This window comes from Allobosea sp. OAE752, assembly GCF_050433265.1.
Lineage (GTDB): Bacteria > Pseudomonadota > Alphaproteobacteria > Rhizobiales > Beijerinckiaceae > Allobosea > Allobosea spartocytisi.
Genome location: NZ_JBNPXO010000002.1, coordinates 453648 through 474286, shown reverse-complemented (window position 1 = coordinate 474286; position 20639 = coordinate 453648). Strand labels below are relative to the sequence as shown.

The window sequence follows — 20639 nt, the reverse complement described above, 5'->3', positions numbered from 1 at the left end:
ATGACGAATCTCTGAGAAGCGGGCCACCATAGCCGGTCGCGGCGCCGCTGGCCCCGCCTCGCCGGCAAGCTTCCCCAACCTTTGCAGCATGTCGTGACAAACCGCGTCCGGAACAATGCCCGGCGGCGCCGGTTGCCTCATGGGCTGTCTGAACAGGGAGAGATACGCATGCTCTCACGACGATCGATGGCGCTGGCCGCCATGGCCACGCTCGCGCTCTCGACGCGGGCCATGGCCCAACCTTCCGGAACGCCACCCAAGCCGTCCGACCGGGCGATCTCGATGGAGGATGCCCGCCGTATCGCCACCGAAAACGGCGTCGCCCGCATCGAGGAGATCAAGTTCGACGACGGCCACTGGATGGTCGAGGGCCGCGACAGTCTCGGCTCGGAGATCGAGATCCGGCTCAGGGCCAGCGACGGCGCTGTGCTGAAGCTGGAGCGGGAGCGCCCCGCCTCCGCGAAGGCCGGCAACTGACGATCTGACGGCCTCACGGGATCGCGACCGGCCGTGAAGGCTCCTGTCCGAAACTTGCCTCAATCCACGCTACTCATCGCGCCTCCGATTCACGAGGTTCGATACGCGGATGAATGGCGCAGCTCGCCAGCTTGCGGTGGCTTTGTTCACGAGCGTGGTTGCCTTGCCGGGTCATGCCTCGCAGGCGGCCGCCCAAATCGTCGCCTTCGATAACGACCGGACGATTTCTGAAAGCACGATCTCGGAAAGCCGGGCGCGCGAGATTGCCTGGAGCGCCGGCCTCGTCCATGTCGAGGAGATCACGCGGACCAGCGACCGCTGGGAGCTGGCGGGGCGCACGGTCGATGACGACGAGATGATCCTCGACATCGACGTCAGAGATGGTCGAATTCTCAATTGAGGCCGGAAAGCCTCACTGCTCGGCCTTATCGATCCTTCCTGTCGAAATCGAGCCGGCGGTCTTTCCCCGCGCCGCGGCTATGCCTATATTCACGGTGCCGCTCGCAAGAGCGGCTATGGCGATAAACGGATTTCGGAATAAGCCTTTCGGACCCGGGGGCGGTACCCGGCGCCTCCACCAAAGCCCTGGCGACAGGGAGCCTTGCCGCAAGCGCGCAGGGCTTTGGCGGGGGCGAAATAGGATCGACGAGGGTGTAAAGGACTTCCTTTTGCTCGGCATGGTTCCGCCGTTATCGGGCCAAAAGCATAGTTGCCAACGACAACAATGCTCGGGTTGCTGTCGCCGCGTAATGCGGTGCTGGTTCCCAAACCAAAGCCCTTGCGTTTAGCCGCGTAAGGCGGGGCTCGGAGGCGCCTGGCAACAGAAGCCTCCACTTTCATTTTGGCCTGCCGGCTGTTCCCGCCGGGGAGTGAAGCGGAAACGTCGACGCAATGTCCAAGGATGTCCTTCGTTACGATCTGATGGTTCAGGAGGCGCTCAAGGGCGTCGTCCGCAAGATCCTGTCGGAGGCTGCGCGCGACGGGTTGCCGGGCGAGCATCATTTCTACATCACCTTCCGCACGGGGGCTCCGGGCGTGCGCCTGTCGCAGCGCCTGCGGGAGAAGCATCCCGAGGAGATGACCATCGTCCTCCAGCACCAGTTCTGGGATCTGAGCGCCAGCGACCATTCCTTCGAGGTTGGCCTGTCCTTCTCCGGCGTGCCGGAGCGGCTGCTCGTGCCCTTCGACGCGGTGACGACTTTCTTCGATCCTTCCGTCCAGTTCGGCCTGAAATTCGAGACGCAGGACACGCCCGAGGAGGCCGCTCCGCCGGCCGAGGCCGAAACGGCCGATGCGCCGGCCCCGCTGCCGGCCAAGCTCGTGCCGGCCGGCGTCCCCGTCCTCAAATCCAAGGCGGCCGAAACGGAAACCGCCAAGGGCGGAACCAAGGACGGCGACGACAAGGCCGACGCGGCGACTGCGGCGAGCGAAAGCGAGGACGACAATCGCGGCACCGCCGAAGTCGTCAGCCTGGATTCCTTCCGCAAGAAGACCTGACAACAAGAAGACCTGACGACCGAGCTGACGGACTGATCCCATGACCGAGACGCGCACCGAAACCGATTCCTTCGGCCCCATCGCCGTGCCGGCGGATCGCTACTGGGGCGCGCAGACTCAGCGCTCGCTCGAGAATTTCAGGATCGGCGGCGAGAGCGAGCGCATGCCGCTGCCGCTGGTGCATGCCTTGGTCCTGGTGAAAAAGACGGCGGCGCATGTCAACGCCCGGCTCGGCCTGCTCGACCAGCGCGTCGCCGGCGCGATCGGCCAGGCCGCCGACGAGGCGCTCGCCGGCAAGTTCGACGGGCATTTCCCGCTGGTGATCTGGCAGACCGGCTCCGGCACCCAGTCGAACATGAACGCCAACGAGGTGCTGGCGAACCGCGCCAACGAATTGCTCGGCGCCGGCCTCGGCGCCAAGAGCCCGGTGCATCCCAATGACCACGTCAATCGCGGCCAGTCCTCCAACGACGCCTTCCCGACCGCGATGCACATCGCCGCGGCGCTGGAGATCACGCGCAGGCTGCTGCCTGCCCTGCGCGGCCTCGAAAAGGCGCTGGACGCCAAGGCCGAAGCCTTCAAGAACCTGGTCAAGATCGGCCGCACTCATCTGCAGGATGCCACGCCCGTCACGCTCGGCCAGGAATTCTCCGGCTATGCGATGCAGCTCCATCTCGGCATCGGCCGCATCGAGGCCGCGCTCGGCGGGCTCTACGCACTGGCGCAGGGCGGTACTGCCGTCGGCACCGGCCTCAACACCCATCCCGATTTCGCCGTGCTCTTCGCCAAGGAAGCCGCGGCGCTGACCGGCCTGCCCTTCCGCAGCGCCGACAACAAGTTCGAGGCGCTCGCCAGCCATGGCGCGCTCGCCGCAGCCCATGGCGCGCTGGCGGCGCTGGCCTCCGACCTGTTCAAGATCGCCAACGACATCCGCCTGATGGGCTCCGGCCCGCGCTCGGGCCTCGGCGAGATCAGCCTGCCGGAGAACGAGCCGGGATCCTCGATCATGCCTGGCAAGGTCAACCCGACCCAGGCCGAGGCGCTGACCATGGTCGCGACCCAGGTCCACGGCAACCAGGCGACGATCGGCTTCGCCGCGAGCCAGGGCCATTTCGAGCTCAACGTCTTCAAGCCGGTGATCGCCGCCGCGTTTCTGCAATCCGTGCGGCTCCTGACCGACGCGGCCGAGAGCTTCCGCGTCAACTGCGTCGAGGGCATCGAGGCCAATGAGGGCCAGCTCAAGGAATTGCTCGCGCGCTCGCTGATGCTGGTGACGGCGCTGGCCCCGGCGATCGGCTACGACAAGGCGGCCGGCATCGCCAAGGCGGCCCATCACAACGGCACGACGCTGCGCGAGGAAGCGCTGAAGGCGGGCGTCGCCGCGGACCTGTTCGACAAAACGGTCAAGCCCGAGAAGATGCTGCAGCCCGCCTGAACGGAGGCTTCGCCATGGCCGAGATCGTCAACCTCCGTCGCTTCCGCAAGCAGAAGGCGCGCGAGGATGCGGAAAAGACGGCCGAGCAGAACCGCATCGACTTCGGCCGCAGCAAGGCCGAACGCAGCCTGAGCGAGGCCGAGCGCGAGAAGGCGAAGCGCCATGTCGAAGGCCACCGCCTCTCGCGTGACGACGAGCCGGAGCCGGCATGAATCCCGAGCGCAAGCGCTCGCTCAGCATCGCCGGCCACCGCACCAGCGTCTCGCTCGAGGATGAATTCTGGAATGCGCTGAAAGAGATCGCAGCGGGCGAAGGGCGCAGCCTCGCCGCCCTGATCGCCGAGATCGACACCGCACGCGGCGACATCAATCTCTCGGCAGCCCTGCGGCTGCACACCCTCGCGCATTTCCGCCGGCTGGCCGAAAGCTCCGTCTGAGCGATTGCGAGCCATTTCAACGACTTGATGAAGAACCTGGAATCAGCGCGCGAAGCGGCTGAATCGATCTCTCAATTCAAGGGCACGCCGCGTGGAGGTGGCACGGGCGCGATCTGGAAGGGTGGCGGAAGCGCCGGAGCCCCCTGCCCGGGCGGCGTCTGCACGGTGCCCTCCGGAGAGCTGGCACGCGGCGCGCTCGGCAGCAACAGCGGTCCGGGCTGCGCCGGTACCGGGGCCGGTTGCGCCGCCGCCCGTTCGGCAGCCGCCTTGGCGCGGTCCTCGGCCTCGGCACGGCGCCGCGACTCCTGCTCTGCCTTCGCCTGCTCGATCTGTCGGCGTTGCTCCTCGGCTTGCCGACGCTGTTCCTCCGCCCGCCGCGCCTCTTCCTGACGCTTCTCCTCCGCGATGCGCGCCTCCTCTTGCGCCTTCAGGAAGAGATTGAGCTGCCGCTCGTTCTCGCGCATCTCGCGTTCGGCCCGCAGGCGGCGCATATGCATCGACCGCTCGCGCGCATCCGCCTCGAAGGCCTCGACCCGTTCGATCTCGCGTGCCAGCGCCCGCGCCGCCACCGTGTTCGAGAGCGCACTGACGTCGCTCTCACGCCGGAGGTCGGAAAGCGGTCCGCGCCAGGCGATCCCGATCTGTGGCACATCGCCCGGCCAGCCCTTCGGCAGCGACCCGACGGGCTTCAGCCCGAGCCGGAGATCGGCGGTGAGCCCCCTGAGATCGACGGTGCCGCTCGCCTCGGCCTTCATCCCGTTGCGCTCGAAGCCGAAGGGTTGCAGCCGGACAAGGCCGCCGGCGAGCGTGAAGGGCAGCGTCACATCGCCCAGCGTCCAGGCGTCGCGGTCGAGTGCCTCGGCCAGACGGTCGCGCAGGCGCGACGCATCGCTCTCGGAAGCATCCTCGCCGGTCGCCGCGATAAGGCGCTCATAGGCTTTGGGGTCCAAGCGCGCGAGGCGCGTGCCGGCAAGCGACAGGCTGCCCGCGCCGCTCAGGCCCGCGATGAGCCGCGCCGGCGTCTCGCCCGAGCCGCCGAGTTCGAACAGCCCTGACGCCTTGCCGGCGACCGCCCCCTTCGTCAGCCCCCCGAGATCGACGCTGGCCAGATTGATCCGGCCGTTGAGCTGGCCGAGACCGCCGTCGCGCCGCAGCCCGAGCCGCCCGGAGAGCTGCCCGCCGCCATAGCTTCCCGCGATGTCCTCCACCCTGAGTCCGTCCGGATCGGCTTTCAGCACGAAGCGGGCCTTTTGCAGGGCGACCCCGTCGAGCAGCGTCAGCGTGCCGGCCTCGACCGAGAGTTCCATCTCCGGCAGTTCCGCCACGCGCCCGAAGCGCGCCGTCGACCAGAGCGAACCCGCTGTCGGAGCCGCCTGGCCCAGCGCCGCGCCGATCAATCCGCGCAGATCGGCTCCGGGCACGGCGAAGCGCCCGCTATAGCGCCCCTCGCGCGGCAGCGTGAGCGAACCCGTGGCGGAGGCGCCTCCCAGATTCGCGGCGATGTCGTCGAGCTTGACGGCCTCGCCTGTCATCGCCAGCCGGGCATGAGCGTCAAGCACGCCGTCCGGCAGCAATCGCGCCGGCCCTTCGGCGAGGATCTGGCCGGGCCCATCCGCCTGCACGGTGAGTTGCCGCCCACCTGCGCCATCCTCGACGACGACCGAAAGCCCGGGCCCCGCCAGCGAACCGACCGCGCGGCCGCCGCTCAGATCGATCGTGAGCTTGCCCGGCCCACCCTGCATCGGCGCCGGCAAACCGAGCGCCGTAAAGGCCTGCCTCCGGTCGGCGAGATCGAAGCCGAGCGTCGCCCGCTGCCATGTCCCGGCCCGGTCGAGTCGCCCGTCGATGGCGATCTTACCGGCATTCGCCGTACCCTGGGCCGAAAGACTGGTTTCGCCGGAGGCCGCCCGCGTCAGCCGAAAACCGGTGTCGAGCCGCGACAGCCCGTCTCCGACACGACCGAGCACCTGGCTCACACTGTCCGGCAGCAGCGGCCCGGCGAGCGCGGCCAATGTCTCGAAGCGCGGCGCCCGCACGCGCCCGGAAATATCCCCGCCCTCGGCGAGCAGCGCGCCGGAACCTGCCACGCTGACGCCACCGAAGCCATCCACCGAAAGCCGGCTCAACCGCCAGATCTCGCCCTCGCGCTTGAGATCGAGCGAAGCGGAGCCCGGAGGGGCATTTCTGAAACGCAGATTGGCCAGAGACAGGTCGAGCGCGATATCGCGCGCTCCGAACGGCCCGGCGAGGCTCGGCCCCGGCGGCAGGCTGTTGAGGTCGAGCCCGTTGACCGTCGCCTTCGCGGCAAGCTTTGCATCCGTGATCTCGCCGGCGGCCTCCAGGCGCAACCCCGACGAGCCGGCGACCAGCAGCCGCTGGAAGGCGAGGCCGGAGGCGCTCCAGCTCCCGGCGGCGTCGGCGTCGATCCGCCCGAGCCGGGCAACGAACTCGGCCAGTGCGGGATCGAGGCCGTTGCGCGACAGCACCAGCGCGACGCGGCGCGCATCATCGGCCTTGACCGTGAGCCGCGCGGAAACCTCCGTTTCGCTCGCGCTGCCGCTGGCGCCGACCAGCGCGCCCGCGACGCGCAGCGAGGCGGTGGCGTCGGAGAGGCCCTGATCGTGCAACTTCCCGCGTAGAGCGAGAGCCGAGAAATCCTCGCCGCGCCAGATCATCTGGTCGAGGTCGAGGCTGATGTCGAGGCTGCCCGGCAGGCCCTGCAGCGCCTGCATGAAGCCCTTGCGCTCGGCAAGCGCCGTCGCCAGCGCATCGGCATCGAGCCGCCGGGCCCTGAGCGCGAGCGAGCCCGTACCGCCGGGCGGGAGATATTGCCCCTCGCCTTCCAGCCGCGCCGCGCCGCCGGCAAGGTCCAGCGTCAGCCCGGCGAGGTCGAGCTGGCGGCTGCCGCCACGCAGCCGGCCGGACAGCGCGACCGCCCCGCCGGGCGACAGGTTGAACAGCCCGTCCGCCTCGGCTCCGACGCTGCCGCCGCCTTGGCGTGGAAAGAGCAGCGCCCCGTCGAAATTGAACTGCAGATTGTCGCCGGTGAGGAACGCCTTGGCCCGAAGCCGGCCGCCCTCATCCATCTCGCCGGTGGTGATGCGCAGCGAGTTGCCCGCCACCTCGCCCTCGAAACGCCAGGGCCCGGCGAGGCTCACCGCCGAAACCTCGGCGGCCACGGGAGCGATCGTCACCGGCGCCTTGCCCGGATCGCGCCAGATCACCGCCGAGCGGCTGATCGTCAATCGTTCGAGGCTGGCCTGTGCCGGCAAGCCGGCGCCGCTGCGCTCCGGCAGGCGGATCGCGCCGTTCGGATCGAGCGACAGGGACAATATGGCGCCGTCGAAGCGCGCTTCCGAGAAATGGAACTCGCCCCGCGCCAGCGAGGCCAGAGCGAGCTCGACAGTGGCGTTCTCGACCGTCGCCGAACTCGCCTCGCCCGGCGCGCCGATCCGCAGATCTCCCAGCGTGATCCGCGGCGAGGGCAAGAGGCGCAGGCGGATATCGCCCCCGACACGCGTCTCGACGCCGAGCGCCTCGCTCAGCCTTGCCTCGACCTGCGAGCGATAGGCGCGCCAGTCGACGAAGCCGGGGCCGACCAGGGCCGCCAGCAGCGCCAGCACCAGCAAGGCGGCGAGAACTGTCAGAGTTTCACGCAACGTCCGCTTTCTGCCCCTTTCGCAACCAGCGGGCGGTGCCGGCCGAACCGGCGCCGCCATGCACGATCAAGCTGTCAGCAGAATGACGGCAAGTCGCGGCGAGATCACGACATTTCGGCGAAGCCCGCGGGCGGCGCAAGCGGCGGCGATGTCACAGAACGACGATTTTGCCGGGATTGAGGATGTTCTGCGGGTCGAGCGCACGCTTGATCGTGCGCATCACCGCGACCGCCTCCGGCCCATGCTCCTGCTCGAGATACTTGATCTTCTTCTGGCCGACACCGTGCTCGCCCGTGCAGGTCCCGCCCATCGTCAGCGCACGCTTCACCAGCCGATCGATGAAGGCTTGCACCCGCTCGACCTCGGCCTTGTCGTTGAGATCGACCAGCGGCTGCGTGTGGAAATTGCCGTCGCCGACATGGCCGGCGATCGGCGCGATCAGCCCGGATTCCTCGATGTCCCGCTTGGTCTCCTCGACGCATTCGGCCAGTCGCGAGATCGGCACGCAGACATCGGTCGCAACCGAGTCGAAGCCGGGCCGAAGCGCCTTCGCCGCCCAATAGGCATCATGGCGCGCCTGCCAGAGCTTGGAGCGGTCCTCGGCCTTGGTCGCCCACTCGAAGGGACCGCCGCCATATTCCGCCGCGATCTCGCCGAAGCGCTCAGACTGCTCGGCAACGCCTGCTTCCGTGCCATGGAACTCGACGAAGAGCATCGTCGTCTCCGGCAGGCCGAGCTTGGCGTGCAGGTTGACGCCGCGGATCATCACATCGTCGAGCAATTCGATGCGCGCGACCGGCAGGCCGGTCTGGATGGTCAGAATCGTCGCATCGCAGGCCGCCTTCACCGACGGGAACGGGCAGACGCCCGCCGCGATCGCCTCCGGGATGCCGTGCAGCTTCAGCGTGACCTCGGTGATGATGCCGAGCGTGCCTTCCGAGCCGACGAGGAGCCGGGTGAGGTCGTAGCCGGCCGAGGTCTTGCGGGCCCGCGTCGAGCTCTGGACGATCGAGCCGTCAGCCATCACCGCCTTCAGCGCCAGCACATTGTCCTTCATCGTGCCGTAGCGCACCGCATTGGTGCCGGAGGCGCGCGTCGCCGCCATGCCGCCGATGGAGGCGTCGGCGCCGGGATCGATCGGGAACATCAGGCCTTGGTCGCGCAGATGCTCGTTGAGCTCCTTGCGGGTGACGCCCGCCTCGACCACCACGTCGAGATCCTCCGCATGGACGGCGACGATCCGCTTCATCTGCGACATGTCGATGCAGACGCCGCCGAAGGGCGCGTTGACATGGCCTTCCAGCGAAGTGCCGGTACCGAAGGCGATGACCGGCACGCCATGCGCGGCGCAGAGCCTCACGATCTCCGAAACCTCTTCCGTGCTCTGCGGAAACACCACCGCGTCCGGCGCCTGGTTCGGAATCCAGGTCAGCGTATGGCCGTGCTGCTGGCGCACCGCGAGACTGGTCACCAACCGGTTGCCGAAGCGCGCGGCGAGCGCCCGCGTCACGGTCTCGACGGCTTCCCGCGAGGGAGGCAGCACGGCGGCGGCGCTGAAGGTTTCGGGAAGCGACGCGGCGGGCAGGCTCATTGTCAACATCCGGTTTTGGCGCTTAGAGTTGGAACAGATCGGTTTCGCCACCGGTTACGATTACGAGATCGTTCCGGTGTGGTCGTTTTCTGCCCGCGCCAGACTCCTGGCACCGGGCAGGGCCGATGCACAGTAGAACACGCAACCGCCGGATGGGCAGTACAAATTACGCTGCCATGCCTTGAACGAAGCGCTGGACAGGGAGGCGCGGATGAAAAACGAGACGCGCGCCCCGGCGCTGTTCTTCGCACCCTTCGTCTCGTCGGCCATGCGCGTCGAGCCGCAATGGATCGACTATAACGGCCATCTCAACATGGCCTATTACCATGTGCTGTTCGACCGGGCGGTGGACGAGGTTTTCTCGCTCGTGGGCCTGACCCGCGACTATGTCGAGACGCGCCATGCCTCGACCTTCACGGCCGAATGCCACGTCCTCTACAAGCGCGAGTTGACCGAGGGCGATTTCGTCCGCGTCACGGCCCAGCTCATCGCCTTCGACGACAAGCGGCTGCATTACTATCTCGAGATGCGCCACGCCAATGAAGGCTGGCTCGCCGCCACCAGCGAGAACATGTCGCTGCATGTCGACATGGTCCATCGCCGGGTGACGCCCTTCCCGCCCGACATCCTCGCCAATCTCGCCCTGATGAAGGCGGCTCACAGCATGATGCCGCTGCCGGCCACGATCGGCCGCATCATCGGCATGCCGGAAAAGCGTGCGATCCAGGTCGAGGATCAGGCCGAGCCCGAGACCGAAACCCGGCATTGAACGGCGCGGGCAGCGCTCAGTCACTGTCGTCGGGAATCTTGAGCTTGTGACCGCAGGCCTTGCAGTAGACCGCGTCCAGCTCATGCCGTTGCAGCGCGCATTCAGGGCATGGGAAGGTCACCTTGTTGGGCCTCACCAGCGCCTGCGCCAGCTTCACGAACAGGGAAATCCCGACGATCATCACGATGATCGAGGTCAACTTGCCTGCGGTGCCCGGCAAGGTGATGTCGCCGAAGCCAGTGGTCGTCACCGTCGCGACGGTAAAGTAGAGCGCATCGACATAGCCCGCCAGGCCGCCGGCTTCGCGGAAGAAGAAGGTGAAGACGAAGCCCGTGACCACGAAGAGAAAGGTCAGGATGTTGATCAGCGCGCGGGCGACGTTCTCCCAGTCGCGGTAGGGAGTCCTGCGCAATTGCGCCCAGATGACCCCCTTCTGCGAAAGCGACCACAGCCGCAGGATGCGCAGAAAGCCGAAATTCTCCAGCCACTGGGGTGCCAGCAGCGTCACCAGAATGAACAGGTCGAGAATGACCGCCGGCTGGCGCAGGAGCCTCGGCATGTTCGAGGACGCCAGGAACCGCGCGGCGATTTCCAGAACCACGATGACGGCGACCGAATAGTCGATCCAGAGGAACGTCGAGGCGTCCCGCAGGACCGGCGTCGCGATAAAGAAAGCGATGATCAGGAGATCGACGATCGTCACCGCAAGCCGGAAGCGCAGCGCGGTCGGCGAGCGGCCGTGATAGAGCTGGCGCAGCCGGTCTCGGAATGTATCGAACCGGCTCTCGGGCCGTCGGGGATCGGCGCTTTCCATTCCAGGGACGATAGCGGGTCGCGAAGCCAGCCGCCAAGAACCCTCGTCATTGCGCGCGCAGCGCAGCAATCCCGGGGGATTGGGTGGAACGGCTCGGCCCAGCCCCTGGATCGCTTCGTCGCTTCGCTCCTCGCGATGACGCTGGTCCGGCCAGACGCGAAATGCCCTAGCCGCGCGGCATCTCCGCAACCGCATGCACCGCATAGCCGCGATAGGGCGCACTCACCCGGCAATCGGCCCCGGCCGCTTGCGCCAGCTCGCGCATGACCGCCGGCAGGTCCTCCCGCGGCGCGACATGGAACAGCGCGAGCCAGCGCGACAGCACGTTCTTGAACGCGCTCGGCAAACCGGCCTGGTCGCCGAAATCGACGATATGCAGCGAACCGCCCGGAGCGAGCCGCCGCAGCGCCTCCGCCACCACCGGCTGCCAGGGCGGGATCATCGACAACGCATAGGAAATGACGATGCGGTCGAAGCCCGGCCGCCCGAACAGCGCCTGCGGGTCGAAATCGGTCGCGTCGGCCTGCGCCAGCCTGATCCGGCCGGTGAGCCCGGCGCGCGCGACGGAAGCCCGGGCCGTCGCCAGCATCTCGGCGGAGACGTCGAGCCCATAGCACTCACAGTCTGGATAGCGCCGGGCGATCTTGATCAGGTTGCGCCCGGTGCCGCAGCCGATCTCCAGGATCGACGCGCCGGCCGGGGGCGCGAGCCCCTCGATCAGCTGGTCGCGGCCAAGCAGGTAGAATTTGCGGCTGGCGTCGTAGATATGACGTTGATGCCGGTAGATCCGGTCCATCAGCCCCGCGGCCGAGCCCGTCGCCCCGGCAGCGCTCACGCCGCCTGCCCCGGCAGGGTGTAGAGATGGAAGCCGCCATAGATCGCGGAGCGGTCCTGGCGGCAGAGATCGCGGCTGCGGGCCTCGTCATAGCGCCATTGATCGAGGATCGCGGCCGGCACGCGGCCCGGCAGCAATCGCTCATCGGCCGCGGTCCGGAAGATCACCCTTGCGCCCGGCTTGGCCGTGCGCGTGATCTGCGACCACAGCGCCGTGAGGTCGGCATCGTTCATCCAGTCCTGCGCATCGAGCAGCACATAGGCGTCGCAGCTCTTCGCCGGCTGGTCTTCCAGGAAGGCCGTGATCGCGCTCTGGCGATAGCCGACCGCACCGGCCCGGGCCTTCACGGTCTCGAAATTCTGCGGCTGGAGATAGGGTGGCAGCACCGCATCCGCCCCTTCGCCGTAGCGGCGTCCGAAGGCCTGCTGCGCGAAATAATTGTCCTTCAGGTCGAAACCGCAGGCGAGGCGCTCGAGCCTGAGCCGCAGCGCGCCGAGGATGCCGTCCTCGCCATCGGCCGCGAGCGCCTTGTACTGGGCCGGCGGAATGCCGAGGCCGTAGAGCGAGGCCGGCTGGCGCACCAGCCAGCGCACCAGCCTGCGCTCGAACATCGGCGCGAGATGCCGGTCGTAAAGCTGCCGCTGCTCAGCGAGATCGCGCGCGGCCAACATCGCGCGGGGATTGCCGCCGAGCAATCGCGCCAGCAGATGGCCGGTGCCGATGAAGCGGCCGAGCAGCCCGTAGCGGTAGAAGCCGTTGGCGAAGAGGTTGATCCGGCGGCGCCCGCCGAGGCCGCGCCCCTCCCAGTAGCCGCGCGAGACAGCGTCGAGATGCGGCGCGATCTCGCCATCGTAGAAGGCGACATTCTCGCGGCGGTCGGCCGCGCCGAAGAAGCGGCGGAAGGTCGAGTAATCCGTCATGCGCCCCAGCGCCGCGAGCTTCAGCCGCCCCAGCGCGATATGGGCACCGTTGAGATCGACCGCGCTGACGCGGATCGGCGCCGCGGTCAGATAGGACAGGACGTTGCAGGAGCCGGACGCGATCGCGACGACATGGTCGTCCGCCTTGAGCGCAAGCGCCGCCATGTCGACGACAGGGTCTTCCCATATCTGCGGATAGACGAGCCCCGAGAAGGCGCGGGTGAACATCCATTCCAGCAGGCCCGCCTTGGAGAGCCGTTTGCTGCGCTGGACCGCTGTGCTGAGGCCCAGCGTTGTCGTCCGCCGAACCGTCCGTGCCGATTGCGTCACTGGTTCCCGCCTCCCCTTTCAAGGTGGCGAGCCGACTAGAGGAGTCGCATGACGGTCCGGTGACGGGGCCCGCGCTGCCGCTATCGTGAAGCAGGGTCCAGCGCCGAGGGGGCTGAAAATCGGCGGCCGAAAAGCCATATTGGGCCGGACCGAGCCGATGGCATCGCGAGCCATCCGCCGAGAAGGAGATCATCATGGGTCTGACGAGCATGTTCGGCGCCGAGAAGAAGCAGGCCGAAACCTTCCCCTTCCAGCTCACGGACGCCGAATGGCGCGCGCGCCTGACACCCGAGCAGTATCGCATCCTGCGCGGCCACGGCACCGAGCGGGCGGGTTCCTGCGCGCTCAACTACGAGAAGCGCGCCGGCACCTTCTCCTGCGCCGGCTGCGGCCAGAAGCTGTTCAAATCGGGCAAGAAGTTTGAGAGCGGCACCGGCTGGCCGAGCTTCGACCAACCGCTGGAAGGTGCGGTGGGCGCCAGCGAGGATCACAGCCACGGCATGCATCGGGTCGAGGTCCATTGCGCCAATTGCGGCGGCCATCTCGGCCACGTCTTTCCGGACGGCCCGCCCCCGACCGGACTGCGCTACTGCATCAATGGCGAGGCGATGACGTTCGAGCCGGAAGCAGCTTGAGGCATTCGCGTCATGCCCGGGCTCGACCCGAGCATCTCGTGACGGAAAAGCGATGAAGAGATGCCCGGGTCAAGCCCGGCATGACGTTTCAAGCAGCCGGTACCGCCCGCCGCGCCAGCGCCGCAGCGTCGACGCCCGGCGGCAGATCGCCGAACTGTCCCGACCAGCCACCATCCAGCCGCGTCGCGATGAAGGCATCCGCCACCGCGGCCGGCGCGAAACGCAACAGCAACGAGCCCTGCAGCATCAACGCCAGCTTCTCGGTCAATCGCCGCGCCTGCCCCTCATTGCGCATCATCTCCGGCAACTCGCCTTCCAGCCGTTTTAAAGCCGCATCGTAGCCCCGGTCCGCGCCCGCAGCCGCCATCAGCTCCGCCCGCAATACATCGACAGCGCCCTCCTCGCGCGCCAGCGAACGCAGCACGTCCAGGCAGATGACATTGCCCGAGCCCTCCCAGATCGCGTTGAGCGGCGCCTCCCTGTAGAGCCGCGCCATCGGATTCTCCTCGATGAAGCCGTTGCCGCCATGGCATTCCAGCGCCTCGGTGACGACGGCCGGCGCGCGCCGCGTGATCCAGTATTTCGCGATCGGCGCCCCGACCCGCGCCAGCAGGCGCTCGCTCGGGGACTCATCTTGCCGGTCGAGCGCCGCGAACAGCCGGAAGGCGAGCCAGGCCGCGGCTTCCGCCTCGATGGCAATGTCGGCGAGCACGTTCTGCATGATCGGCTGGTCGATCAACGCCTTCTGGAAGGCGCGGCGATGCTGCGCGTGATGCGCCGCCAGCGAGACCGCCATCCGCATCAATCCGGACGACGCCGCCGCGATGTCGAGCCGCGAATTGTGGTTCATCGACAGGCCCGTGCGGATGCCCCGACCCGGCTCGCCGATGAGATGGCCGATCGCGCCCCTGAACTCGACCTCGGAAGAAGCGTTGGAGCGGTTGCCGACCTTGTCCTTCAAGCGCTGGATCGCGACGCCGTTGCGCGATCCGTCCGGCAGCCAGCCCGGGACGACGAAGCAGGAGATACCCTCGCCCGTGCGCGCCAACGTCAGGAACACGTCGGAATGCGGCACCGAGAAGAACCACTTCCGGCCATGCAGCGAGAACGTTCCGTCGCGATTATCCTCCGCATGCGTCTGCGTCTGCCGCAGATCCGAGCCGCTTTGCGTCTCCGTCATCGCCGTGCCGACAGTCGCGCCCGTCTTCAGATGCGCCGGTCCCTGCCGTGGATCATAGCGATTGGAGGTGACGAGGCCTCCCCATTGCTCCCACAACGCTGCGTCCTGCTTCAGCACCGGCACCGCGGCATAGGTCATGCTGATCGGGCAGCAGATGCCGCTCTCGGCGCCGTACCAGAGATACTGCAAGGCGGCGCGAGCCACCTGCGCGCCAGGCTCCGGCCGGTTCCAGGCGAGCGCATGGGCCTCCTGCCCGATGGCGAGCCCCATCAATTCGTGCCAGGCCGGGTGGAAGGCGATCTCGTCGAGGCGATTGCCGAAGCGGTCGAAGGCCCGGAGTTCCGGGGAGTAGCGATTGGCGAGATAAGCCAGCTCCTGCACCCGCGCCGAGCCCACGGTCCGCCCCGCTTCGTGCAGCCGCTCGCGCGCCCAATCGGCCCCGAAGGCCGAGACGATGCCGGGCAGAACCGGATCGGCCACGAAGGCATCGTAGTCGGCAAGCACGGGCACCTGATTGGTGATTTCCCAGCGCTCTTCTCCATCCCGATGCGCCATTGCTGCCACCTCCCTGTGGAACAGGATATAAAATGATCGCTCCGGCAGGGCGCAATCCTGACATCGACGCCCTATATTCGCTGGAGAACGAATCACGCACGAGCAGCTTAGACCCTTGTCCGAGACCGACGCCTTTTCCGCTCCCCTGCCCCGCCCCGGCGGGCTGGCCGCGCGCGCGGCCGCGCAGCCGGCGGCCGGCTATCTCGCGGGGCTGAACCCGGAGCAGCGCCAGGCGGTCGAGGCGACGGAAGGCCCGGTGCTCGTGCTCGCCGGCGCCGGCACCGGCAAGACGCGCGTGCTGACCACCCGCATCGGCCATCTGATCTCGACCAGCCGCGCGTATCCGTCCCAGATCCTCGCCGTGACCTTCACCAACAAGGCGGCGCGCGAGATGAAGGAGCGCGTCGCCCATCTCGTCGGCCCGGTCGCCGAGGGCATGCCCTGGCTCGGCACCTTCCATTCGATCTCGGCCAAGCTCCTGCGCCGCCACGCCGAATTGCTCGACCTGCGCAGCGATTTCACCATCCTCGACACCGACGACCAGATCCGCCTGATGAAGCAGGTGATCCAGGCCGAGGGCATCGACGAGAAGCGCTGGCCCGGCCGGATGCTGGCGGGCTTCATCGATAGCTGGAAGAACCGCGGCCTCTCCCCCAAGGACGTTCCCGCAGGCGAGGCCGCCGTCTTCGCCAACGGCAAGGGCGGCAAGCTCTATGCCGCCTATCAGGAGCGTTTGAAGGCGCTGAACGCCGTCGATTTCGGCGATCTGTTGCTGCATTGCCTGACGCTGTTCCGCGACTATCCGGACGTGCTCCAGACCTATCACGACCGCTTCCGCTACATTCTGGTCGACGAGTATCAGGACACCAACACGGCGCAGTATCTCTGGCTGAGGCTTCTCGCCCAGGGCCGCCGCAACATCTGCTGCGTCGGCGACGACGACCAGTCGATCTATGGCTGGCGCGGCGCCGAGGTCGACAACATCCTGCGCTTCGAGCACGATTTTCCGGGCGCGACCGTGATCCGGCTGGAGCGCAACTACCGCTCGACCGGCCATATCCTCGCCACCGCCTCGAAGCTGATCGCCCGCAACGAGGGCCGCCTCGGCAAGACCCTGCGCACGGAGGACGCGCTCGGCGAGAAGGTCACCATAACCGGCGCCTGGGACAGCCAGGAGGAGGCCCGCCTGATCTCCGACGAGATCGAGGCGATGCAGGCCAAGAAATACAATCTCGCGGAGGTCGCGGTGCTCGTGCGCATCTCCGCCCAGATGCGCGAGATCGAGGAGCGCTTCGTCCAGGCCGGGGTGCCCTATCGCGTCATCGGCGGCCCGCGCTTCTACGAGCGCGCCGAAATTCGCGATGCGCTCGCCTATCTGCGCTGCGTCGTCTCGCCGACCGACGATCTCGCCTTCGAGCGCATCGTCAACGTGCCCAAGCGCGGCCTTGGCGACGCCACCGTCCAGCTCCTGCACAACCATGCCCGCGCCACCGGTTTCTCGCTGATGCAGTCGGCCCGCGCTGCGGTCGAGAGCGACGAACTGAAGCCCAAGGCCCGCACGGCGCTCCGCGAGCTGGTCGAAGCCTTCGGCCGCTGGTCCGCCCGCGCCGAGCACATGCCCCAGGGCGAGCTCGCCGAACTGGTGCTGGAGGAATCCGGCTATACCGAGATGTGGAAGAAGGACCGCTCGGCCGATGCCGCCGGGCGCCTCGAAAACCTCAAGGAGCTCGTCCGCTCGCTGGACGAATTCCCGGACCTGCCTGCCTTCCTCGAACACGTCTCGCTGGTGATGGATGTCGGTGATGGCGAGGCCGAGGCGCGCGTCTCGATCATGACACTGCATGCCGCCAAGGGGCTGGAATTCGACACGGTCTTCCTGCCTGGCTGGGAGGAAGGGCTGTTCCCGAACCAGCGCGCGCTCGACGAGAGCGGCCGGGCCGGGCTGGAGGAGGAGCGCCGCCTCGCCCATGTCGGCCTCACGCGCGCCCGCAAGAAACTGAAGCTCTACTTCGCCTCGAACCGGCGCATTCACGGCCTCTGGCAGACCAGCCTGCCCTCCCGCTTCATCGATGAGCTCCCGGAGGAGCATGTCGAGGTCGAGCAGGCCCCGACCAGCTATAGCCAAGGCGGCTACGGCGCCTCGCGCTTCGACCGGATGGAAAGCTTCGGCTCCAGCTACAACACGCCGGGCTGGCAGCGCGCGCAGGAGAACCGGGCGAAGAATAGCGGCGGCGGCAGCGGCTTCTCCGAAAGCGGCCGCGGCTTCGGCCAAGGGAACTTCGGCGGCAGCTCACGCCAGCGCGGCCCGCTCCTGATCGAGGGCGAGCTGACGGCGAAATCCTCAGGCGAATCCGCCTATGGCGAGGGCGCCCGCGTCTTCCACGTCAAGTTCGGCCCCGGCTCCGTCGCCAGCGTCGACGGCAACAAGCTGACGGTCGATTTCGACAAGGCGGGCCGGAAGATGGTGCTGGATTCCTTCGTGCAGAAGGCGGGGTGATTTCTCCCCGCCGGGAGCGACGCCGCCTTGACGATCTACTTACTAGTAGGTAGAAAGCCGCATGGCCGCTTCGGGAACGACATCCGACGAAATCCTGCGTTGTGCCCGCTCCCTGCTGATCGAGGGCGGATATAACGGGTTCAGCTATGCCGACATCGCGAAGGTGGTCGGCATTCGCAATGCGAGCATTCACCACCACTTCCCCAGCAAATCCGACCTCGTCCGCACGCTCGTCGCACGATACCGGGAAGAGGCGGAGGCTGGGATTGCCGCTCTCGAACGCCAACTCCCTGACCCAGCCCAGCAATTGCGCGCCTATACGGGCTATTGGGAGGCCTGCATCGCCGATGCGAGCGCTCCATTCTGCCTCTGCGCGCTCCTCGCGAGCCAGATCCCGGTGCTTCCGCAGGAGATCGTCGTCGAGGTGCGCGCCCATTTCCGGGCTCTGTCCGCCTGGTTGACCTCGGTTCTCGACCGCGGTGCCAAGCAGGGCAGCCTGCGTTTCGCAGGCACGAGCAAGGCCGAGGCGGAAGCCTTCATGGCCAGCGTGCACGGCGCGATGCTCTCGGCCCGCGCCTATGGTGACCCCAAAATATTCGGCGTCATCACACACCCGCTGTTGGAGCGCCTCACAGCACGACACTGAAGCCAACCGCCCCGGGCGGCGCAAGGCCGCGCGCTTAGGCCTACCGATTAGTAGATAGACATGACTTTCCATTCCCCGTCGCCATCGCGTTCTGACGCACGAGCAACCTCACCTCCCCATGAAAAGGGCACTCCATGTTCGGCATTTCATCTCTCGGCTGGGTGCATACGCTGGGCAGCCTGCCGGCCATTCCGGCGGCGGCTTACATGTTCGCGGTCCATGGCCGGATCGTGCCGCGCTCAAAGGCAGGCACCGTATATTTTGTCGCGATGCTGATCGGCGCAGCGACGGTCTTCCTCGTCGCGCATGAAGCCGTCAGTTACGGCGTCGGTTCGATCACGCTCCTGCTGCTCATCGTTGGCTATAGCGTCGGCCGCTTACCGATCTCCGGACGGGTCGCGACATACGTCGAAACAATCGCTCTCAGCCTGACGGCCTTCCTGCTCATGCTGCCGACCGTGACCGAAATCCTGCGTCGCGTCCCGGTCGGCCACCCATTCGTCACCGACCTGAAATCCCCGCTCCTTCTCGGCGCGCAGGGCGGCATTCTCGCCGCACTCGTTATCGGATTGACCGTCCAGATCATCTCCCTGCGCAGGCAAGGCAAGACCGCCGCGTGAAGTCCCCAGCGATCCGGCAGCGCCGAGGCGAGGGCCTTACGCCCCGCCCTCCCGCTCGCGAAAAGCCTTCCGCGCTGCCGAAACCTCGGCATAATACGTCTCGGCCCAGACCCAGACGCTGCAGAAGGCGGCGCTGAGCTCCCGCCCCAGCTCGGTCAGCGTGTAATCGACATGGGGCGGGATCACCGGATGGACGGTGCGGATGACGAGCCCGTCCCGCTCCATCTCGCGCAGCGTCTTGGTCAACATCTTCTGGCTGATGCCGCCGACCATGCGGCCGATCTCGGTGAAGCGCAGCGTGCCGTGCTCCTCGAGCGCCTCCAGCACCAGCATGGTCCATTTGTCCGCCACCTGCGCGATCACCTGGCGCACCAGCGACTCCACCGCCGGGCTCACCGGCGGCAGCGCGCTGCTCCTGGCGTGCATCGCGCCCATGGCGCTTCGGATCGCCTGCATCCCACACTCTCCTTTTGGTGCGTATGGCACTTTCTGGCGCCTTCTTTCTTTTGAAGAGTACCGATGCCACCTCGTGATGCGCAACCATTCAGAGGGCTTTGCGATGAACATCTCCGGAAACACCATCCTGATCACCGGCGGCGGCTCGGGCATCGGCCGCGCGCTGGGCGAGGCCCTTCACGCCAGGGGCAATCAGATCATCATTGCCGGGCGTCGCGAAGGCGTGCTCGACGAGGTCACCGCCGCCAATCCCGGCATGGCCTCGATGCTGCTCGACATCCAGGACAAGGCCGATATCGAGGCCTTCGCCCGGCAAGTCGTCGAGCGATTTCCCAAGCTCAATGCCGTCCTCAACAATGCCGGCATCATGAAGCCCGAGAACGTCCCGGCCGCCGACAATCTCGCCATCGCCGAGGAGACGATTGCGACCAATCTGCTTGGCCCGATCCGCCTCACGACGGCGCTGCTGCCGCATCTCCTGAAGCAGCCGCGCGCCACGGTTCTGACCGTCTCTTCCGGCCTCGCCTTCGTGCCGCTGGCAGTGACCCCGACCTATAGCGCGACCAAGGCGGCGATCCATTCATGGTCGACCGGCCTGCGCGAGCAGCTCAAGCACACCTCGGTCGAGGTCATCGAGATCGCCCCTCCCTATGTGCAGACCGAACTGATGGGCGCACAGCAGGCGGTCGATCCCGCCGCCATGCCGCTGGCCGATTTCACCAGCGAAGTGATGACGATCCTCGAAACGCAGCCGGCGGCTGGCGAAGTCATCGTCGAACGCTGCAAGCCTCTGCGTTATGCCGAGGCGACCGGCAGTTTCGGACAGGTCTTCGCCGGGCTGAACGCACAGCACGGCTGACCGGCAGGCAGCCTATTCCGCACGATGGCAGCAGACGCAGAGCTTGTTGCCGTCAGGGTCGCGGACATAGGCGCCATAATAATCGGGGTGATAATGCGCTCTCAGCCCCGGCGGCCCCTCGCAGGTGCCGCCGGAGGCGAGGGCCACCGCGTGGCAGCGATCGACCTCGGCCCGGCTCGCGGCCAGAAGCGCCGTCATCGGCCCGTTGCCGGGAACGGCTGGCGAACCGTCGAACGGCCGGGTCAGGAAAAACAGCGGGCGCTCGGCTCCCTTGGATTGCCAGGCCGCGGCCGCATGATCGGGATCGCGGAAGCGCAGCGGATGCCCCAGCACGTCGAACACGGCCGTGTAGAAGGCCTCCGCCCGGCGGAAGTCGTTGGTTCCGACACAGATATGCGAAAACATCGGCTGTTCCCCCCGCTCTGCCT

General features: G+C 67.4%; 20 protein-coding genes and 1 other RNA gene. 13 read left to right on the top strand and 8 right to left on the bottom strand.

Going from position 1 to position 20639, the window contains the following annotated elements; genetic code table 11:
* Positions 1-168 precede the first annotated feature (168 nt).
* The 7 genes from GGC47_RS07150 (at position 169) to GGC47_RS07120 (ending at position 3845) form a co-directional block, all read left to right on the top strand.
* Entirely contained in the window at positions 169-477 is a 309-nt protein-coding gene (locus tag GGC47_RS07150) for a PepSY domain-containing protein (protein ID WP_142021828.1), read from the top strand.
* Positions 478-586: 109 nt separating this feature from the next.
* On the top strand, positions 587-877 hold the full coding sequence (locus tag GGC47_RS07145; RefSeq protein WP_142021827.1) for a hypothetical protein: 291 nt from the start codon (positions 587-589) through the stop codon (positions 875-877).
* Between the two features lie 57 nt (positions 878-934).
* Positions 935-1312: a transfer-messenger RNA gene (ssrA, locus tag GGC47_RS07140) on the top strand.
* A gap of 56 nt (positions 1313-1368) precedes the next feature.
* Positions 1369-1974 carry an SspB family protein gene (locus GGC47_RS07135; RefSeq protein ID WP_142021826.1) on the top strand — a complete coding sequence of 202 codons (606 nt, stop codon included), beginning with the start codon at positions 1369-1371 and terminating at the stop codon, positions 1972-1974.
* A gap of 40 nt (positions 1975-2014) precedes the next feature.
* Entirely contained in the window at positions 2015-3409 is a 1395-nt protein-coding gene (fumC, locus tag GGC47_RS07130; RefSeq protein ID WP_142021825.1) for a class II fumarate hydratase, read from the top strand.
* 14 nt (positions 3410-3423) lie between these two features.
* The gene (locus GGC47_RS07125; RefSeq protein ID WP_142021824.1) at positions 3424-3621 is read left to right on the top strand and encodes a DUF4169 family protein; all 198 of its coding nucleotides are present in this window, start codon (positions 3424-3426) and stop codon (positions 3619-3621) included.
* Entirely contained in the window at positions 3618-3845 is a 228-nt protein-coding gene (locus GGC47_RS07120; protein ID WP_112763992.1) for a ribbon-helix-helix domain-containing protein, read from the top strand. The genes GGC47_RS07125 and GGC47_RS07120 overlap by 4 nt, the downstream gene beginning before the upstream one ends.
* Before the next feature lie 71 nt (positions 3846-3916).
* Here the strand turns inward: GGC47_RS07120 and GGC47_RS07115 are convergent, their stop codons facing one another.
* Entirely contained in the window at positions 3917-7504 is a 3588-nt protein-coding gene (locus GGC47_RS07115) for an AsmA family protein (protein ID WP_185747938.1), read from the bottom strand.
* A gap of 151 nt (positions 7505-7655) precedes the next feature.
* A complete protein-coding gene (locus GGC47_RS07110; RefSeq protein WP_142021822.1) occupies positions 7656-9095 on the bottom strand; it encodes an FAD-binding oxidoreductase in 1440 nt (479 codons plus the stop codon).
* A gap of 211 nt (positions 9096-9306) precedes the next feature.
* Between GGC47_RS07110 and GGC47_RS07105 the strand changes: the two genes are divergently transcribed.
* Positions 9307-9864 carry a thioesterase family protein gene (locus tag GGC47_RS07105; protein ID WP_038360011.1) on the top strand — a complete coding sequence of 186 codons (558 nt, stop codon included), beginning with the start codon at positions 9307-9309 and terminating at the stop codon, positions 9862-9864.
* 16 nt (positions 9865-9880) lie between these two features.
* Here GGC47_RS07105 and GGC47_RS07100 read toward each other — a convergent pair whose 3' ends face one another.
* The 3 genes from GGC47_RS07100 to GGC47_RS07090 all read right to left on the bottom strand — a co-directional run bounded on the left by GGC47_RS07100 (position 9881) and on the right by GGC47_RS07090 (position 12763).
* Positions 9881-10678 (bottom strand): potassium channel family protein, encoded by a 798-nt coding sequence (locus GGC47_RS07100; protein WP_142021821.1) that lies wholly within the window; start codon positions 10676-10678, stop codon positions 9881-9883.
* Positions 10679-10844: 166 nt separating this feature from the next.
* Positions 10845-11513, bottom strand: coding sequence for a class I SAM-dependent methyltransferase (locus GGC47_RS07095; protein ID WP_429067474.1), 669 nt, complete (start codon positions 11511-11513; stop codon positions 10845-10847).
* Positions 11510-12763, bottom strand: a complete 1254-nt coding sequence (locus GGC47_RS07090; protein WP_211200593.1) for a BtaA family protein — start codon at positions 12761-12763, stop codon at positions 11510-11512. The genes GGC47_RS07095 and GGC47_RS07090 overlap by 4 nt, the downstream gene beginning before the upstream one ends.
* Before the next feature lie 194 nt (positions 12764-12957).
* Here GGC47_RS07090 and msrB point away from each other — a divergent pair, with 194 nt between their 5' ends.
* Complete coding sequence (msrB, locus tag GGC47_RS07085) at positions 12958-13398, top strand: peptide-methionine (R)-S-oxide reductase MsrB (RefSeq protein WP_370954336.1); 441 nt, start codon at positions 12958-12960, stop codon at positions 13396-13398.
* Positions 13399-13486: 88 nt separating this feature from the next.
* On the opposite strand, the gene GGC47_RS07080 is transcribed toward msrB, so the two are convergent.
* The gene (locus GGC47_RS07080) at positions 13487-15133 is read right to left on the bottom strand and encodes an acyl-CoA dehydrogenase family protein (protein WP_142021820.1); all 1647 of its coding nucleotides are present in this window, start codon (positions 15131-15133) and stop codon (positions 13487-13489) included.
* A 115-nt stretch (positions 15134-15248) separates the two neighbouring features.
* On the opposite strand from GGC47_RS07080, the gene GGC47_RS07075 reads away from it, so the two are divergent.
* From GGC47_RS07075 to GGC47_RS07065, 3 genes are all read left to right on the top strand, one after another.
* Positions 15249-17630, top strand: coding sequence for an ATP-dependent helicase (locus GGC47_RS07075; RefSeq protein WP_429067470.1), 2382 nt, complete (start codon positions 15249-15251; stop codon positions 17628-17630).
* 61 nt (positions 17631-17691) lie between these two features.
* On the top strand, positions 17692-18276 hold the full coding sequence (locus GGC47_RS07070) for a TetR/AcrR family transcriptional regulator (protein WP_142021818.1): 585 nt from the start codon (positions 17692-17694) through the stop codon (positions 18274-18276).
* A 134-nt stretch (positions 18277-18410) separates the two neighbouring features.
* Positions 18411-18896 carry a hypothetical protein gene (locus GGC47_RS07065; protein WP_142021817.1) on the top strand — a complete coding sequence of 162 codons (486 nt, stop codon included), beginning with the start codon at positions 18411-18413 and terminating at the stop codon, positions 18894-18896.
* Between the two features lie 36 nt (positions 18897-18932).
* Here the strand turns inward: GGC47_RS07065 and GGC47_RS07060 are convergent, their stop codons facing one another.
* A complete protein-coding gene (locus GGC47_RS07060) occupies positions 18933-19352 on the bottom strand; it encodes a winged helix-turn-helix transcriptional regulator (protein WP_142021816.1) in 420 nt (139 codons plus the stop codon).
* Positions 19353-19455: 103 nt separating this feature from the next.
* On the opposite strand from GGC47_RS07060, the gene GGC47_RS07055 reads away from it, so the two are divergent.
* Positions 19456-20211 (top strand): SDR family oxidoreductase, encoded by a 756-nt coding sequence (locus GGC47_RS07055; RefSeq protein ID WP_142021815.1) that lies wholly within the window; start codon positions 19456-19458, stop codon positions 20209-20211.
* A 12-nt stretch (positions 20212-20223) separates the two neighbouring features.
* Here GGC47_RS07055 and GGC47_RS07050 read toward each other — a convergent pair whose 3' ends face one another.
* Positions 20224-20616 carry a VOC family protein gene (locus tag GGC47_RS07050; protein WP_142021814.1) on the bottom strand — a complete coding sequence of 131 codons (393 nt, stop codon included), beginning with the start codon at positions 20614-20616 and terminating at the stop codon, positions 20224-20226.
* Between the last annotated feature and the right edge of the window lie 23 nt (positions 20617-20639).